The sequence below is a fragment of the Lachnoanaerobaculum sanguinis genome, assembly GCF_033242365.1.
GTDB classification, from domain to species: domain Bacteria; phylum Bacillota; class Clostridia; order Lachnospirales; family Lachnospiraceae; genus Lachnoanaerobaculum; species Lachnoanaerobaculum sanguinis.
In genome coordinates this window covers 154,655-173,300 of record NZ_BTHK01000001.1, presented here as the reverse complement: position 1 = coordinate 173,300, position 18,646 = coordinate 154,655, and the positions used below count along the sequence as shown (strand labels likewise).

Genomic DNA, 18,646 nt, shown 5'->3' with positions numbered 1-18,646 from the left:
AAATATAGTTTTTAAGCTTTTAGGTAAAAATTAGGAGAAGAATAATGAAACTTAATCAAATAAGTATTTTAGAAAATGCAGCGGCATGGGAAAAACTTGGATACTCTCTACCAAAGTATGACAGAGAGCAGGTGAAAAATAATACACTTGCAAATCCGAACTGGATACATTTCGGTGCCGGGAATATTTTCAGAGCATTCCAGGCAAATGTTTTAAACAATCTCTTAAATGAAAAGAAAACAGATATAGGTCTTGTTGTTGCAGAAGGTTTTGATTATGAAATAATAGATAAGGCATTCAAGTCATTTGATGATTTAACAATATATATGAAACTATGTTGTGACGGTACGGTTGAGAAAAATATTGTAGGATCAGTCGTAGAGTCTTTGAGAGTAGATCCTAAAAATACGGATTATGAAACGTTAAAGGAGCTTTTCAGAAAACCTTCGCTTCAAATGGTAAGTTTTACAATTACTGAAAAGGGATACGCTGTAGTGGATGGAAACGGCAATACTCCTGCAGGTATTGAGGCTGATTTTAAAGTAGGACCTGAAAAAGCAAACAGCTATATGGGTAAGGTATGTGCTATGCTCTATGAGAGATTTAAGGCATGTGCACTTCCGGTTGCCATGGTAAGTATGGATAACTGCTCACATAACGGTGATAAGCTTAAAGGCGCTGTAACAGCATTTGCAAAGAATTGGTCTGATAACAATGTCTGTGACAAAGGATTTTTATCATATGTAGAAGATGAAAAAAAGGTAAGTTTCCCATGGTCTATGATTGATAAAATAACACCGAGACCGGCTGACTCCGTAATGAATATGCTTGTTAAAGACGGTATAGAGGATGTTGGTTTTGTTAAGACAAGCAAGAATACATTTGTGGCACCGTTTGTAAATGCAGAAGAGGCTGAATACCTTGTAATTGAGGACAATTTCCCGAACGGCAGACCTAAGCTTGAAGATGGTGGAGTAATGTTTACAAAGCGTGAAGTTGTAGATATGGTAGAGAGAATGAAGGTATGTACATGCCTTAATCCTTTACATACAACTCTTGCAATATATGGATGTCTCTTGGGATATGAAAAAATCAGTGACGAGATGAAAGATACAGAGCTCACAAAACTTATTCAGACTATCGGATACAAAGAGGGACTTCCTGTAGTTACAGATCCGGGAATTATAAATCCTAAAGATTTCATAGATACAGTAGTAGAGGTAAGACTTCCAAATCCGTTTATGCCTGATACACCGCAGAGAATTGCCTGTGATACATCACAAAAGCTTGCAATAAGATTCGGTGAGACGATAAAGGCATATGAGAAGAGTGAAAGTTTAAAGGTATCAGACCTTAAGCTTATACCACTTGTATTTGCAGGTTGGGCAAGATATCTTATGGGTATCGATGACAATTTAAATAAATTTGAGCTCAGTCCGGATCCTTTACTTGATAAGGTAGTTCCTATGGTGGAAGATATTAAGATCGGTGATACTGATGTACATTCAAGACTGGAAAAGCTCTTTAGCGATGCTTCTATATTTGGAGTAAATCTTTATGAAGTAGGTCTTGGAGAGCTTGCAGAAAAATACTTTGTTGAACTTATAGCAGGAAAAGGAGCTGTAAGGGAGACATTGAAGAAATATGTGGGATAATATCGGTAACTTTGGTTACTTTTACTGTATAGATATTATAGAAGGAGAAATTTATGCAAATGACTTGGCGCTGGTACGGTGAAGGAAATGACTCCGTTACCTTAAAGCAAATCAAGCAGATTCCGGGTGTAGAGGGCATTGTTTGGGCACTACATAATAAGGCTGCAGGAGAAGTTTGGGAAGTGGCTGAGATAGAAGAAGTAAGAAAGCAACTGGAGCCATATGGTTTCAATATGGATGTTGTTGAATCAGTAAATGTTCATGATGATATAAAGATAGGTTTACCAAGTAGAGATGCACTTATAGAGAACTATAAAACAACTCTAAAAAATCTTGCAAAATTCGGTGTAAAAGTTGTATGTTACAACTTTATGCCTGTATTTGACTGGACAAGAACTGATTTACATCATGAGTTGCCTGACGGTTCAAATGCACTTTTTTATGAAAAGAAAGTTATCAGAGAAGATCCTATTGAGATGGCAAAATATATCATAGAAGGGTCAAAGGGATACACAATGCCCGGTTGGGAACCTGAGAGACTTGAGCATCTGAAGGAGCTTTTTGAGGCATATAAGCCTGTTACAAAAGAAAAGCTTTGGGAAAACTTAAAGTATTTCTTGGAGGCAATAATGCCTACTTGTGAGGAATGTAATATCAAAATGGCTATTCACCAGGATGATCCGCCATGGGATATTTTCGGACTTCCAAGACTTTTGGTTGATGAAGCTGCAATCGATAAGTTTTTAAAGCTTGTAGACAATCCTTATTCAGGACTTACACTTTGTTCAGGTTCATTGGGAGCAAATGAGAAAAACAGAGTTGCAAATATAGTAAGGAAGCACTGTGACAGAATCTACTTTGCACATATAAGAAATGTAAAGCACTATGAAGGAGGAGATTTCTCGGAAGTTTCACATAGAGATTGTGACGGAGATGTAGGAATCCTTGATATTATAAAGGCTTATCACGACTGTGGATATACAGGATATATTCGTCCTGACCATGGAAGACATATCTGGGATGAAAAGTGTAGACCTGGATACGGTCTGTATGACAGAGCACTTGGTGTAATGTATATTCTTGGTGTATGGGACGCACTTGAAAAATTTGATAAGAAATAAGGTTTTAAGGTGAGGTTATGCCTTCCCTTTTATGTTATGTGAAAACTTTTTTAATTAAAATAATTAACATATGTTAATTGCTTGTATCTGTTAATATATGTGTTTCACAGATTACAATTAATTATGTAAGAAAGTTGTAATTTTTTAGAAAGGTAATTTACATTGCATTATTTGTTGAATGATGTTATTATCCTAAATGTTTCGTTAAGAAATATTAAATTAATTTGATATATGGAGGGATATATGAAACGTTTAATAGCGACACTTACATTAGGATTAGGTTTAACATTTGGAGCAGTTTTTGCAGCTAATGCAGCTCCATCAACAATTATTATACCGTCAAGAAGTACTACTGCAGTAGTGGCAACATCATCAACAGCAACACCTTCAACACCATCTGTTGCAACACCTTCAAGTTCAGGAAGAGGAAGAGGCGGTTCTTCATCGTCAGGTGGTTCAGGTTCAAGCAACAGAAGAAGCAGCTCAGTATCAACTTTAAGCTCTTCAGCAGGTACATGGGTGAAGGATGCTAACGGCTGGTGGTTAAACTATGGTGCAGGAAATTATGCAAAGAATACTTGGGTATTCAAGGATTCTAAATGGTATTATTTCAATGCAGACGGTTATATGTATACTTCATGGTTACATATCAATAACAACTGGTACTACTTACATGATGACGGACATATGAACATCGGATGGTTACTCACAGAGAATACACATCTTTGGTACTATTTCGATGCTAACGGCGCTATGTGGTACAATGCAACAACTCCTGACGGTTACTATGTAAATAATGATGGAGTTTATGTAGCAAGATAATTTAAGAAAAAGATTTAAGCAGATAGGTTGTTGCCTATCTGCTTTTTTATAGAATTTTTAAATTCAATAAGAGGAAAACACAAACTTTACACTTGAAGCACACATTTTGAACATATCTTTATTAGATAATACAGCGCATAAAAAAAACCCCATTTTAGAAACGAGGTACAATATGAAAAAGAATAAAAAGAAAATGTGTGTTTGGCTTATAACTATGGCGCTTGGATTAGCAATAGTAGGTTGTTCAAATAAAAAGACAACAACTACAACAGAAACAACAATACAGCAGAATAAAACTACTGCAACCAATACTTCAAGTATAACAACAGTTGGTGAATATTCAGATGAAGATCTTAATACTTCATACTCAGACTCAGATACAAAGATTGAACTCAGTGTCGGTAGTGCCAATATAACGGGAGACGGTGCTACATTTGAAGATGGAAATATTAAAATAACAAAGGCGGGTACATATGTTCTCAGCGGAGACTTTGACGGACAGATAATAACTGAAGTTGGTGATGAGGATGTAGTACACCTGGTATTCAACGGCATTAATATTACAAATACAAAATCTGCAGCTATTAATGCAGCTACAGGGAAGAAAGTTGTAATTACACTTGTAGACGGAACAACAAACACTCTCAGCGACGGAACAAGCTATGAGTATGCGGATGGTGAAGATGAACCTGATGCAACATTATTTGTAAAAAATAATTTAACGATAAACGGAAACGGCAGTCTTAATATAGATTCAAATTTTGCGGCGGCAATAAAATCAAAAGATAATCTTATTATACTTGGTGGAAATATATATATTGATTCAGTAGATAAGGCTATAAAGGGTAAAGATTCTGTTACCATAGAAAATGCAAATATAACTATAAATGCAGAAGATGACGGTATCACAACAGACGGTGCGTTGGTAATAAACAGCGGAAATATCAATATAGAAAAGGCCGGAGAAGGTCTTGAGGCTATTACTATTGATATTAACGGTGGAAATATTGATATTGTTGCAACAGATGACGGTCTGAATGCAAGAGGTCTTCTAGATGACAGTGCCTCAGATGAAGAAAAGGAAGCATATGGAGAGGAGAACCAGGCTGATACTTACTTAAAGATTACAGGTGGTGTGGTGAATGTAGACGCCGGAGCAGACGGTATTGATTCAAACGGTCAGGTATATATTGAAGGAGGAACTGTATATATATCGGGAGCAACTTCAGGTCCGGACGTTGCACTTGATTACAATGGTGAAGCGACAATTACAAGCGGTACATTTGTAAGTACCGGTGTTCAGGAGATGTCACAGACATTTTCAAGTAATTCAACACAGAACTTTATAACTGCGTACTATTCAAGTGCTCTTGAAGCAGGAACGGAGATAAAGGTAACCGATAAGAGCGGTAATGTTGTTGTAAGCTATACAGCAGCCAAGTCATTCAGCTTTGCAGTTATATCTTCAGATAAGTTAACTACAGGAGAAACATATACAGTAACTGCAGGAGATAACAGCAGTGAAGTTACTATAACAGCAGGTGGAAATACTATCGGAGAAAGTACCGGTGGAGGACCCGGAGGTCAAGGAGGCATGGGTGCCCCTGATGGAAACGGAGGTCCGGGAGGAAATCATCCTACAGGAGAGCCGCCACAAAAGCCTACCGATGCAAACGGTAATGAACTTGAAATGCCGGAGCCACCAAGCAGTAATTCATCACAGACAGAAAAAAATTAAAAATAATATTTGATAAATGCATATAAAATGATAAACTTAGATAGAGGGTTGTTTGCCCTCTATTTTTTGATTTGAGGAGATTTATGAAGATATACATGGCACCTATGGAAGGTGTAACAAACTATGTTTTCAGGAAGGTATATATAAAGCATTTTAGCGGAGTGGACAAATTCTTTACACCTTTCATTACACCACATATGAAAAAAGGATTTTCAAAATCCGAATTGATGGAACTGAATTCAGAATACAATAAGGGACAATATCTGATACCGCAAATACTTACAAACAGTGCAGAAGATTTTTTAAAGCTTGTAGATGAAATAGAGGAGATGGGTTATAGTGAATTCAATATAAACCTTGGTTGTCCTTCAGGAACTGTAACATCAAAGGGGCGTGGCTCAGGTTTTTTACAGGATCCTGAAGCTTTAGACAGATTCTTTTATGAAATATTTGAGAAGAAAAATAATATAACAATTTCTGTAAAAACAAGAATAGGTTTTTCGGATTATGGAGAATGGGATGATTTACTAAAAGTATATAAAAAATATGATTTTAATGAAATAATAATTCATCCGAGACTACGAAGTGATTTTTATAAAAATAATATACACTTGCCTTCATTTACAGAAGCCTGTAAAACTTTTAAACAGAATATTATATATAACGGTGATATAAAGACATTAGACGATGTTAATGATTTGAAAACAAAAATATTTGATGAGAAAGTTACAGGAATTATGATTGGAAGGGGTTTGGTAAGAAATCCTCTACTGGCCGAGTCCATAAAGGAAAACATAGAAACTATCTGTATTAGAAGGACGATAGAATTTTTGGATGATATAGTTGAAGAGTATATGTCTTTGGGTTTCGGAGAAAGAAATACTTTATTTAAACTCAAAGAAATCTGGGGAATGATAATGGGTGATGATGACAGATATGTAAAAATACTGAAAAAGATAAGAAAATCCGGTGGACTGAAAGAATATAAAATGGCTATAAATGAATTGTATTAAAGTAAAGCCGGAATTCAAGATGAAATTATTTATGAATAAGAATAATGTTATAAAAAAGTAAGAAAATTTAGAATATAAATTTGTTGCGGAATAATAAAAATTACTATATACTTTAAAAAGTATTGATAAAAATTTAATGCGTTTTATCACTACAAGAAACTGTTTTAGGAGGCAAAATTATGGGTGTATTGCAGTTCTTTGTTAATTGTTTTTGGTTTATTTTCTACGCACTTGCAGTTGTAGGAATGTTCAAGGCCTTTGAGAAGATGAATATTGAAGGATGGAAATCAATTATTCCATTTTATAATGATTATCTTTACGCAGGAAAGACATGGGATCAGAAGTATATTATTTACTTTTGGTGTGCATTCATTCTTTCAAGAATAGTAGCATTGATAGCAGAAATCGGTGGATTTATCGGTTTCCTATTCGGTCTGGTAAGCTTTGCGTTCTTGGTACTCTTCATTGTTGCAAGAGCAAGATTCTGCTATTGGAAAGCAAAAGCTTTCGGATATGATGTAGGATTTGCAGTAGGCTTATTCTTTTTACCGTTCGTGTTTGAGATTATTCTCGGTTTCGGTGATGCACAGTATCAGGGAAATGTGTTCGCAGAGAGCGGATCACAGTATTAATAAGTTTAATGATTGTAAAGAAAGACTTCGGTCTTTCTTTTTTTGTTTGAGAAAAAAATGATTTTTGTAGTATAATTTACTTAGAAACTTAATCAATCGATTAGAAAATAGATTTAAGGAATAAATATAATGACAGAAGAGAAAAAAGTATATACAGCAGAAGAAGTTTATAAGAGTATTTTAAAAAGAATAATACGACTTGAACTTGAACCGGGACAGCTTATCAGTGAAAATCAAATGTGTATAGATTACGGTGTATCAAGATCAATAATAAGAAATGCTTTTACAAAATTGGCACAACTGAAATTTGTAGAAGTAAGACCTCAGAGAGGTACCTATGTAACACAAATTGATTTAAATTATATATCAGATCTGTTAATGCTTAGAACAGCGGTAGAAAAAGAAGTTATATATGAGATGTTTACCAAGCTGGATGAGTCTGCGAGATTGGAATTGGTAAAAAAGCTTGAGAAGAATATTGAAGAAGAAGAGAAGTATATAGATGAGAAGACATATTCGCGTAGATTTGGAATACTTGATAGCGAATTTCATAAAACTATGATAGACAGTGTGAACAGATATGCGTTAGTTGTAATTCTGAGTGATATCATGCTTCACATTTCCAGGTGGAGAAACTTTGATGTTAAGTTTGCAGATCGTATACATGAGCTTGTAGAGGAACATAAGAATATAGTAAAAGGGATAAAGAGTAACGACCTTTATAAAGCACAGGAGTGCATGGCTGCACACTTAGAAACAATTACAGATATATATGAAAGTGCAATAAAGCAATATCCCAAATATTTCATATCATAAAAAATGCAAAAAAAGCTTAAGTTTTGCAATCTTTATCAATATAGTAAAGTTTACTACATGGATCTGAAGTGTATTAATATTATAGTGCAATATTATAATGAAAAATTACAATAATATGCTAAACATACAAAAAATAAGATGAAATAATAAATAGATAAAAAAATAAATGAAAATTCACATGTAAATATAGTAAAAATGCATATTTACAAAAATATTAAGAATTGATAATATTATAACATAGATGTTGGTTATATTATTAACACATTTATTTTTTGGGATTACTTGTATACTAGTAGACAAGATATAAAGGAGAAATTTATGTACACATTAGGTGTTGATATCGGATCAACCACTTCAAAGGCTGTAATATTGGAGGATGGAGAAAACATAGTAGCTTCTTCAATAGTTGTAGCAACTGTGGGAACAGCCGGTGTAGAAGAAGCTGTAAAAAATGTACTAAACTCTTCAAAACTGGAATTAAAAGATATTAAGTCGGTAGTTGCTACAGGTTATGGAAGAATGAACTACGATTTGGCTGATTATAAAGTCAGTGAGTTGACGTGCCACGCGCTTGGAGTACATAAAGAGTTTCCTAATGTCAGAACGGTAATAGATATCGGTGGACAGGATGCGAAAGTAATATCACTTGCAGCTAACGGTAAAATGACAAATTTTGTTATGAATGATAAATGCGCTGCAGGAACCGGAAGATTTCTTGATGTGATGGCTAATATTCTTAATCTCCAAATAGACGAATTGGAGATTGAGGCGTTAAAATCTGATAATCCTGCAAATATATCAAGTACATGTACAGTTTTTGCGGAGTCGGAGGTTATATCTCAGCTTGCTACAGGAAGGAATATCCCGGACTTGGTAGCCGGAATATGTAAATCTGTTGCGATAAGAGTTGCCGCTTTAGCTAAGAGAGTCGGAATAGTTGAAGAAGTATGTATGAGTGGCGGTGTAGCTAAAAACTCAGGTGTTAGAAATGCTATGAGTAAAGAACTTGGTGTAGATATAGTGTTTAGTAAGAACGCTCAACTTATGGGAGCACTTGGAGCCGCAATATACGGCTTTAAAAAGTCATAAATTTTTATATTAAAAAGTAGGAGGAAACCAGTGGAAGAAGCTAAAAAACAAAAGCCTACTATAGATCCAAACAGTGCAAAAGCCAGATTGGGTAAGATAGCAGCAAAGGCATACAGTGACTGCGTAGAGGCTAAAAAGCGAGGCGAATTGGTAGGATGGTGCGCAAGTAACTTTCCGGTAGAGATTCCTGAAACATTAGGATTATATGTATGTTATCCTGAAAATCAGGCAGCCGGAATTGCAGCCAGAGGTGGTGGAGAACGAATGTGTAGTGAGAGTGAAGGCGATGGATATTCTAATGATATATGTGCATATGCCAGAATATCTCTTGCATATATGAAGCTTAAGGAAGCACCGGAACAAGATATGCCACAACCGGATTTCGTTCTATGTTGTAATAATATATGTAACTGTATGATTAAATGGTATGAGAACATTGCTAAAGAATTGAATATTCCTATGATTATGATAGATATTCCTTTTAACCCTGATTATGAAGTTTCAGAGGCAATGACAGCTTATATCAGAAATCAATTCTGGGATGCAATACATCAATTAGAGGAGATTACAGGTAAAAAGTGGAGTAATGAAAGATACGAAGAGGTAAGAAAGATATCAGGCAGAAGCTCCAGAGCATGGCTTGAGGCAACTGCTACAGCTAAGTATTCACCGTCACCATTTAACGGATTTGATTTATTAAATCATATGGCTGTTATGGTTACAGCCCGAGGAAAGCTTGAAGCAGCGGAGGCAATGGAGACTTTGCTTAAAGAGTATAAAGAAAATCATGAAAAAGGTGAGTCTACATTTAAGGGTGAAGAAAAATACAGAATTATGTTTGAAGGTATAGCATGTTGGCCATGGCTTCGTGCTACAGCAACCGGACTTAAGAGTCGTGGAATAAATATGGTTACAACTATATATGCTGATGCTTTCGGATTTATTTATGATGACTTTGACGGAATGTGCAGGGCATATGCAAATGTTCCTAATTGTATGAATATAGAACATGCAAGAGATAAGAGAACAAAGCTTTGTAAAGATAACAGTGTTGAAGGACTTCTTGTACATACAAACAGATCTTGTAAACTTTGGTCGGGATTTATGTCTGAGATGAGCAGACAAATCGGTGAGGAGTGTGGAATTCCCGTTGTAAGTTTTGACGGAGATCAGGCTGATCCAAGAAACTTCTCTGAAGCTCAATATGATACAAGAGTTCAAGGTCTGACAGAAATTATGGAAGTAAATAAGGAAATTTAAGGGGGAGACTATGTGGCATTGTTTAGAAACTTTAAAAAAGGTTAGTGTGTCTCCAAAGGAACAGCTCGATAAATACCTCTCAGAAGGAAAGAAAGTTATAGCTGTTGCACCTGTATATACACCTGAGGAGATAATTCATGCTTTTGGATTTGTACCGATGGGAGTATGGGGAGCAGATATTGAAATAAACGAGTCAAAGAAATATTATCCTGCATTTATTTGCTCAATAATGCAGACTATATTGGAGCTTGGAATAAAGGGAAATTATTCCGGAGTAAGTGCAATAGTAGTTCCGTCACTTTGTGATTCGCTTAAAACTTTAGGTCAGAACTGGAAATATGCCGTAAAAGATATTCCGTTTATACCGATGACTTATCCACAAAACAGAAAAACTGATTATGCGGTTGATTTTACTGTTGAAATGTATAAGAGAGTAATAAATGACCTGGAGGATATCACAGGTGAAAAGTTTGATGAGAGTAAACTTAAAAAAACATATGAAATCTATAATGAACATAATAGGGTAATGAGAGAATTCTCAAAGATTTCAGAAGATTATGAAGTATCTGCAGCAGACAGAAGTGCAGTATTTAAGAGTGCATGGTTTATGCTTAAAGAAGAGCATACAGAACTTGTTAAGGAACTTATCGAGCTTATTAAAAAAGAAGGAAAGATTTCTAAGAAGCTGAGAGTTTATACAACAGGAATATTGGCTGATGCACCGGATTTACTTAATATATTTGACAGTAATAATCTGCAGATAGTAGGTGATGATATAGCTTATGAATCAAGACAATATAGAACAGACATTACAAGCGGAAATGATTTATATGCTTTAGCAAAGAAATTCTCGGAAATGGATAATTGCTCACTACTGTATGACAGAGATAAAAAAAGAGTAAGCTTTATAATTGAAGAAGCAAAGAAGAAAAAAGCAGATGGTATAGTTGTTCTTATGACTAAATTCTGCGATCCTGAGGAGTTTGATTATGTGCCGATAAAGAGAGCGGCAGACGAGGCAGGTATTCCACATATAAATATAGAAGTGGACAGACAAATGAAAAATTATCAGCAAGCAAATACTATGTTACAAACATTTGCAGATATGTTGATTTAGGAGGAACATCATGATTAATAAGGACAAAATGCCTGTGGTGATAGGCGTAGCATTCGTATGGTTTACAACTCAGTTTGGTGGCGGTTTTGCATCAGGAAACCAGTTGAGAGCGTTCTTTTTGAACTTCGGAATATGGGCATTTGTAACCTGTATTCTTACTCAAGCAATCGGTGCATTCTATCAGTGGTATGCACTTAAATATGCTAAGAAACATGAATTATACAACTATGCAAGTTTCAATAAGAGCTTCTATAGATTTAATGATAAGTTCGGAAAAAAGGCCGGAGATGTTTTGGCTGTAGTTTTCAGTACATTATATGAGTTGGTTTATTTAGTAACTATTTGTGTGGCACCTGCAGCAGCTTTTGCAACCGGTGTGGCTACAATGGAAAAATCATTTGGAATTAATCATTGGATCGGAACAATATTTACAGGCTTATTTATCTTTATTGTTGCTGTTTACGGTACAAATGTTGTTAGAAAAGTGGCATCAACACTTTCAGTTTTAATAGTTGCAGGATTATTCCTTGTTTATATACCTAATATTGTTATGCAGTGGGGAGACATTATGTCAAATCTTTCAGCAGAGATTGCAAATCCTGCACCTGTCGGTCCTGCTATGATAAAGGGTATTGTATATGCCGCATTCCAGTTGGGTGCAATAGGCTTACTTGTACAGCATGCTAAACCTTTTGATTCTCCTGATATGGCAAAGTCATCAATGGTATATGGATTTTTTGTAAACGGTTTTATATGTTTACTTGCAGTTCTTGGACTTACAGCTATTATCAATGAGCCTGATTTTGCAAAGGAATCTATTCCGCTCATTATACTCGTAAATAAAGGATTTGCACCTGACATCTTAAGACCTATGATTTCAATACTTATTGTTTTAGGTTCTGTATCAACTGCAGTAAATATGATTGCCGGAATGAGCAACAGAATTTGTTCATCTATTGATAAGAATTTTGATCCTAATAATAAACCGGGCGTAAATGTTATTGTTGTTACATTAGTATGTACATTACTTGCATTCTTTATTGCACAGTTAGGTTTAAACAAGATCGTTGCCGTTGGATATAAGTATTTAGGTTATCTTACAATACCTGTAATCATGATACCTTATCTTATTCATATGGCTGTTACAAAGTTTGACAAAGAATAAATTAAAAGGGAGAAGAGATATGAGTAAACCTTTAGAGGGCGTAAAAGTAGTTGAGTTGGCAACATTTATTGCCGCTTCTACATCGGGAAGATTTATGGCTGATTTGGGTGCTGATGTTATAAAAATCGAATCAGCAAAAGGAGATCCGCTAAGATATACAGCACCAAGTGAGGGTAGACCTCTTGATATGTATGAGAACACAACATGGGATCTTGAAAACGGAAATAAAAGATGTATTTCTTTGGACATGAGAAATCCTGAGGCAAAGGAAGCATTCTTTAAACTTCTTGATACTGCCGATGTACTTATAACAAACTGGAGAGTACAGGCACTTGAGAGAGCCGGTTTAGACTATGAAACACTTAAGAAGAGATATCCTAAGCTTGTATATGCTATTTGTACAGGATATGGAGAATTCGGACCGGATAAGGATCTTCCGGGATTTGACTTCACAGCATTTTTTGCAAGAGGCGGATACCTTGATTCCTTAAGACAAAAGGGAAGTGTTCCTATGAATGTTGTACCGGGACTTGGAGACCATAATGTCGGAATGAACCTGGTTGCAGGAATTCTTGCAGCACTGTATCAGGCAAAGGTGAAGGGTGTCGGTGAAAAAGTAGAGACATCATTATTTGAGAGTGCAATATTCAATTTCGGAATGATGATTCAAGCATCGAACTATGAAGGAATAGCACAAAACTATCCTATAGATGTAAGGGAAAGTGCGAATCCTTTTAATGCAGCCTGGAGAACAAAGGATGAAAGATTTATACAAACATGTATGCCTGACTACAATACTTACTATAAGAAATTTATGGCAGCTATCGGCAGAGAAGATCTGGTAGAAAGTGATAAGTATTTCCCGGTTCAAAGCTTACAGGCTAATAAACTTGGAACAGAAGTATATGATATTGTAATGGAAGCTATAAATAAGAAGGACATGGAGTATTGGAGAACAGTATTTACAGAGGCTGATATTCCGTTTGCTTTAGCACAAAACTGGATGGAAATCAGAAATGATAAGCAGGCTGAGGCAAACAATTGTTTCTATGATATGACATATGAAAATGGAAATACAAGACGATTGGTTAGACTTCCTGTAAAGTTTACAGAGATGGGAGTACCTGATTATAAGAGAGGTCCGCTTATCGGTGAGAACGGAAGAGAGGTACTGAAAGAAATAGGCTATAGCGATTCTGATGTAGATAAGCTCATAGATACTAATGCTCTGTACATCTGGGAAAAAAAGTAAAAAAGCAAAAAAGGACTTTATAGTCCTTTTTTAGCTCAATTTAACTTGTATACAAGTATCTCATTGATTTTAAAGGTAGGAAAATGTTTGTAAATATTATTGAAGTATTAAAAAATAATGCGATTAAATATGCTGATAATGTAGCACTCGAGGATGAGAATAAGAGTTTATCCTGGAAAGAATTGGATAAAAGTTCAGATAGCATTGCACAAATTTTTCTAAAAATGGGATATGAAAAAGGCTGTCACATTGGGGTATCCGGTAAGAACAGTATTGAATGGGCTGAGATTTTTCTGGGGATTTTAAAGTTTGGCGGTATACCTGTATTATTAAATACTCAATGGAAAACATGTGAACTTAAAAAAATTATAGAACACTGTGATATTGAATGTATTATATATGATAATAATATCACTACTATGAATAAATTATGTAGTGACAAGGTTAAGTGTATTTGTTTCAGTGAAGTTAAGGATAATATAATATTTTCAAGTGATATTAAGGCTTGTAATGCTGATATTAATGCAAAAGATACTGCATGTATAATTTTCACATCAGGTTCTACTTCCATGCCAAAGGCGGTAATGTTAAGCCATGAGAATATATTGAGCAACTCAAGCTCTATTGTTAAGGCATTGCATTGGAACAGTGAAGATAAGATGTGTATATGTGTACCTATGTTTCACTGCTTTGGGCTTACAGCAGGATTAATCTCAGGAATAGTAAGTAAGGCCGGTGTATATATAATTGGTGATTTTAGAAATAAAAAGGTATTTGAAGCAATAACAACTAAAAAGTGTAATATTCTCAGTGGTGTTCCAAGTATGTTTCTAATTTTCTATGAAAAATACGGAGACAGAAAATTTTTCGGTTTGAAGAGCGGGATTATTGCCGGATCACCTATACTATTGAATGATTACAGAAAAATTCTTGCTATGTTTCCAAAGATGAAACTGTTAACTTCATACGGTCAGTCCGAGACATCACCATGTGTAACAGTATCTGATTGGGATACTGATATAGAAAATATGCCTATTCATTGCGGAAAAGCGATAGAGGGTGTAAGCGTAAAAATTGACAGTGATTTCGTTCTTAAAGAGGGAGAAAATATACTCTGTGGCGAGGTATTGGTCAAAGGTGTCAATGTTATGCAGGGATATTATAATAATCCTGTTGAAAACGAAAAGATATTTACGAATGACGGATGGCTAAGGACCGGAGATTTGGGATATTTAGACAGTGACGGTAATCTATACATAAAGGCCAGAAAAAAGGATGTTATTATAAAACTTGGTGAAAAAATATCACCAATGGAAATAGAAGAAGTTGTATACAAGATAGACGGCATAAAACATGCAAAGGTATGTGGTATTCCTGAAAAAATAGTGCAGGAAGAGGTAGCTCTTTGTATTGTTACAGACAGGGAGATTTCAGATGAATATATTATTGATTATTTGAAACAATATTTATCGGAATATAAATTACCAAAAAAAATTTTTAGATTCGATAGTTTCCCTTCTACCTCAAATGGAAAGATAGATATTGCCGCATTAAAAAATAAGATTAATAGAATATTAGACAAAGGAGAAAATCAATGTCAGAATGCTATTTTACAGAACAACATGAATTGATTAGAAAGCTTGCAAAAGATTTTGCTGAGAAAGAACTTACGAAGGAATTACTCGATGAAGTGGAAGAGACAGGGGTATTTCCGGAGGAAGTATTGCAGAAGATGGCTAAGGCCGGATTCTTTGGAATAAAGATTCCGAAAGAACTTGGTGGACAAGGAGCGGATGCAAGAAGCTATGTCCTTGTAATGTCGGAAATAGCAAAGGCATCAGGTGTTGCCAGCATATATGTATCAAGCCCTAATTCGCTCTCAGGTGGGCCGTTGTTGATAGCAGGAAATGATGAGCAAAAGAAAAAGTATCTAACTCCGGTTGTTAAAGGTGAAAAGAAACTTGCGTTTGCTTTAACTGAGCCGGGTGCAGGATCTGATGCTGCAGGTATGACTACAACAGCGGTAAAAGACGGAGATTATTATATCTTAAACGGAAGAAAATGCTTTATAACAATGGCTCCTTTATCAGATTATGCAGTTGTTTTTGCAAAAACAGATATGACAAAGGGAACAAGAGGTGTAAGTGCATTTGTAATTGATATGAAACAGGAAGGTGTCAGTTGCGGAAAGCACGAAGACAAGATGGGACTTATAGGATGTGCAACATCTGATATCGTTATGGAAAATGTCAGAGTGCATAAATCAGACATGCTTGGAGAAGAGGGCAAAGGATTTAATCTTGCTATGGCTACACTTGATACAGGTAGACTTGGTGTTGCATCACAGGCAATCGGTGTTGCTGAAGCATGTTTGGAAGAGGCGTGTAAATACGCAAAAGAAAGAAAACAGTTCGGAAAGAACATAGGCGCATTCCAGGCTATAGGATTTACAATAGCGGATATGGCAACAAAACTTGAAGCGGCAAAGCAATTGACATATAGAGCTGCATATATGATGGATACAAAACAGGATTCGGGTATGGCTGCCAGTATGGCAAAACTCTATGCAACAGAAATTTGTAATGAAATAGCTGCAAAGGCTGTACAGATACATGGTGGATACGGATATATCAAAGATTATAAGGTTGAAAGAATGTATCGTGATTGTAGAGTATTTACTATATATGAAGGAACAAGTCAGGTTCAACAGATTGTTATCAGCTCAAAACTACTAAGGAAATAATGGAGGATACAAATGAAAATATGTGTATGTGCTAAACAGGTTCCTGATACAAATGAAGTAAGAATTGATCCTGTTAAGGGAACATTGATAAGAGAAGGAGTGCCTTCAATATTAAATCCGGATGATGCAAATGCTTTGGAAGCCGCACTTCAACTAAAAGATGAATATAAAGATACTACAATATCAGTTATAAGCATGGGACCTCCACAAGCAACATATATGCTGAGAGAATGTCTTGCTATGGGTGCAGATGAAGCAGTTCTTTTGAGTGACAGAGCATTTGGTGGTGCCGATACCTGTGCTACATCTACAACAATTGCAGCAGGTATTAAGATGCTTGGTGATGTGGATATTATATTTGGAGGCAGACAGGCTATTGACGGAGATACTGCTCAAGTTGGACCACAGGTTGCTATGAGACTTGGAATTCCTGTAGTTACATATGTACAGAAAATTGTAGAATACACAGGAGATAAAATAAAAGTACAAAGACAATTGGAAGACGGTTATGAAGTTATAGAAGTGAAATTACCTTGCTTCCTTACTTGCGTAAAAGAATTAAATGAGCCAAGATATATGAGTGTCGGTGCGATTGTTGATGCTTATAAAAAAGATATTAAAATATATAATCATGAAGATGTAAAACTTGATCCTAAGGATTGTGGACTGAATGCTTCTCCAACACAGGTATTTAGATCTTTTACACCCCCTGTTAAGGGAAAAGGTGAAATGCTTCAAGGAAGTAATAAAGATATGGCAAAGCAGCTCGTTGTTAAACTTAAGGAAAAACATTTGATTTAAGGGGGAGAATATGTCAGTTGTAGTTATCGAAAAAGATTGTCGAGGATGTACTAAATGCGTTAAATCTTGTCCATTTGATGCTATTACTATGGAAAATAAAAAGGCAGTTATCGGAATCGCATGTACAAGCTGTGGAACATGTATAGAAGTATGCCCGTTTGATGCTATAGTAAAAGATGAAGTTGAAAAAGAAGAGCATGATTTATCATTATATCATGACATTTGGGTATTTGCTGAACAAAGACAGGGACAATTACAGGATGTAGCTTTAGAACTTTTGGGAGAAGGAAAAAAGCTGGCAGATGCAAGAGGTTGTCAGTTATGTGCTGTTGTTTGCGGATCGAATCTTACAAATATTGTTGATGAGCTCTTTGCACATGGTGCCCAAAAAGTATATTATATTGAGGATGAAAGACTGAACCAATATACTACAGACGGATATTCAATAGCAATAGGTGATGCAATAGAACAATATAAGCCGGAAATAGTTTTACTCGGCGCGACTCACATCGGTAGAGACTTAGGTCCATGCTTGGCTGTAAACTGTAATACAGGTCTTACAGCAGACTGCACAAAGCTTGAAATAAATGAAGAAACTAAAGGAATTATGCAGACAAGACCGGCATTCGGCGGTAATTTGATGGCAACTATAGTTTGCCCCAATCATAGACCGCAAATGTCTACAGTAAGACCGGGAGTAATGGAAAAGGCTGAAAGAGTAGATGGTGCAAAGGGAGAACTTATAAGAGTACAGACAAAGTTAAAAGACGAAGATATTAGAACAAAGGTATTGGAAGTAATAAAAACTGTACAGGAAAAAGTTTCACTTACAGATGCGAAGGTAATTGTTTCAGGTGGAATGGGCCTTGGAAATGCTGAAGGATTCAAGTTACTGGAAAGACTGGCAAAAGCTTTCGGTGGTACTGTTGCTGCTTCAAGAGCTGCGGTAGATGCAGGTTGGATTGATCATGCTTACCAGGTTGGTCAGACAGGAACTACAGTAAAGCCAAGTATATATTTTGCATGTGGAATTTCAGGTGCTATACAGCATGTAGCCGGTATGCAAAACTCGGATCTTATTATAGCAATAAATACTAATGAGAATGCTCCTATTTTTGATATTGCAGATATAGGAATGACAGGAGATTTATATAAAATTATTCCTGATATATTAGAAGAGATGGGAATGTAATATATACTAAGGGGGATTATCACATAATAATATGGTGATAATCCTTTTTAATAATATAAATAGTTTATTGTTTGATGGATTAGCAAGATAAAGTGCGCCGAAACTTACCAAGAAAAACTCTCAAATTAATGTTTCTATTGACATATTATCAACAGAAAGTACACATATATTTGTGCGAGATTAATATAATAAAAAATATTATAAGGTCAATATTCACAAAGTTATAAAGG

At 35.5% G+C, this 18,646-nt stretch carries 16 protein-coding genes; all 16 read left to right on the top strand.

The features are described from left to right. The first annotated feature begins 44 nt into the window (after positions 1-44). Entirely contained in the window at positions 45-1,655 is a 1,611-nt protein-coding gene (locus SBH76_RS00840; RefSeq protein WP_317976436.1) for a mannitol dehydrogenase family protein, read from the top strand. Positions 1,656-1,708: 53 nt separating this feature from the next. Continuing rightward, positions 1,709-2,776, top strand: coding sequence for a mannonate dehydratase (gene uxuA / locus SBH76_RS00835; protein ID WP_317976435.1), 1,068 nt, complete (start codon positions 1,709-1,711; stop codon positions 2,774-2,776). Positions 2,777-3,019: 243 nt separating this feature from the next. After that, on the top strand, positions 3,020-3,598 hold the full coding sequence (locus SBH76_RS00830; RefSeq protein WP_317976434.1) for a cell wall-binding protein: 579 nt from the start codon (positions 3,020-3,022) through the stop codon (positions 3,596-3,598). Between the two features lie 172 nt (positions 3,599-3,770). Continuing rightward, positions 3,771-5,336, top strand: coding sequence for a carbohydrate-binding domain-containing protein (locus SBH76_RS00825; RefSeq protein ID WP_317976433.1), 1,566 nt, complete (start codon positions 3,771-3,773; stop codon positions 5,334-5,336). Positions 5,337-5,419: 83 nt separating this feature from the next. Then, a complete protein-coding gene (locus SBH76_RS00820; protein ID WP_317976432.1) occupies positions 5,420-6,349 on the top strand; it encodes a tRNA dihydrouridine synthase in 930 nt (309 codons plus the stop codon). Between the two features lie 179 nt (positions 6,350-6,528). Next, the gene (locus tag SBH76_RS00815) at positions 6,529-6,981 is read left to right on the top strand and encodes a DUF5684 domain-containing protein (RefSeq protein WP_009663534.1); all 453 of its coding nucleotides are present in this window, start codon (positions 6,529-6,531) and stop codon (positions 6,979-6,981) included. A gap of 129 nt (positions 6,982-7,110) precedes the next feature. Further along, positions 7,111-7,797 carry a GntR family transcriptional regulator gene (locus SBH76_RS00810; RefSeq protein WP_007592335.1) on the top strand — a complete coding sequence of 229 codons (687 nt, stop codon included), beginning with the start codon at positions 7,111-7,113 and terminating at the stop codon, positions 7,795-7,797. A 318-nt stretch (positions 7,798-8,115) separates the two neighbouring features. Beyond that, complete coding sequence (locus SBH76_RS00805) at positions 8,116-8,886, top strand: acyl-CoA dehydratase activase (RefSeq protein WP_009663496.1); 771 nt, start codon at positions 8,116-8,118, stop codon at positions 8,884-8,886. Between the two features lie 30 nt (positions 8,887-8,916). Continuing rightward, positions 8,917-10,146: a 2-hydroxyacyl-CoA dehydratase subunit D gene (locus tag SBH76_RS00800; protein WP_009663420.1), complete on the top strand. Its 1,230-nt coding sequence runs from the start codon at positions 8,917-8,919 to the stop codon at positions 10,144-10,146. A 10-nt stretch (positions 10,147-10,156) separates the two neighbouring features. Then, a complete protein-coding gene (locus tag SBH76_RS00795) occupies positions 10,157-11,263 on the top strand; it encodes a 2-hydroxyacyl-CoA dehydratase subunit D (protein ID WP_317976431.1) in 1,107 nt (368 codons plus the stop codon). 10 nt (positions 11,264-11,273) lie between these two features. Next, positions 11,274-12,428 carry a YkvI family membrane protein gene (locus SBH76_RS00790; RefSeq protein ID WP_317976430.1) on the top strand — a complete coding sequence of 385 codons (1,155 nt, stop codon included), beginning with the start codon at positions 11,274-11,276 and terminating at the stop codon, positions 12,426-12,428. Between the two features lie 19 nt (positions 12,429-12,447). Next, positions 12,448-13,680, top strand: coding sequence for a CaiB/BaiF CoA transferase family protein (locus SBH76_RS00785; RefSeq protein WP_274969643.1), 1,233 nt, complete (start codon positions 12,448-12,450; stop codon positions 13,678-13,680). Between the two features lie 83 nt (positions 13,681-13,763). Further along, positions 13,764-15,311, top strand: coding sequence for a class I adenylate-forming enzyme family protein (locus tag SBH76_RS00780; RefSeq protein WP_317976429.1), 1,548 nt, complete (start codon positions 13,764-13,766; stop codon positions 15,309-15,311). Continuing rightward, complete coding sequence (locus SBH76_RS00775) at positions 15,275-16,423, top strand: acyl-CoA dehydrogenase family protein (protein ID WP_009663489.1); 1,149 nt, start codon at positions 15,275-15,277, stop codon at positions 16,421-16,423. The genes SBH76_RS00780 and SBH76_RS00775 overlap by 37 nt, the downstream gene beginning before the upstream one ends. A gap of 12 nt (positions 16,424-16,435) precedes the next feature. Continuing rightward, the gene (etfB, locus tag SBH76_RS00770; RefSeq protein WP_009663490.1) at positions 16,436-17,224 is read left to right on the top strand and encodes an electron transfer flavoprotein subunit beta; all 789 of its coding nucleotides are present in this window, start codon (positions 16,436-16,438) and stop codon (positions 17,222-17,224) included. A 10-nt stretch (positions 17,225-17,234) separates the two neighbouring features. Beyond that, the gene (locus tag SBH76_RS00765) at positions 17,235-18,416 is read left to right on the top strand and encodes an electron transfer flavoprotein subunit alpha (protein ID WP_315084950.1); all 1,182 of its coding nucleotides are present in this window, start codon (positions 17,235-17,237) and stop codon (positions 18,414-18,416) included. Positions 18,417-18,646 lie beyond the last annotated feature (230 nt).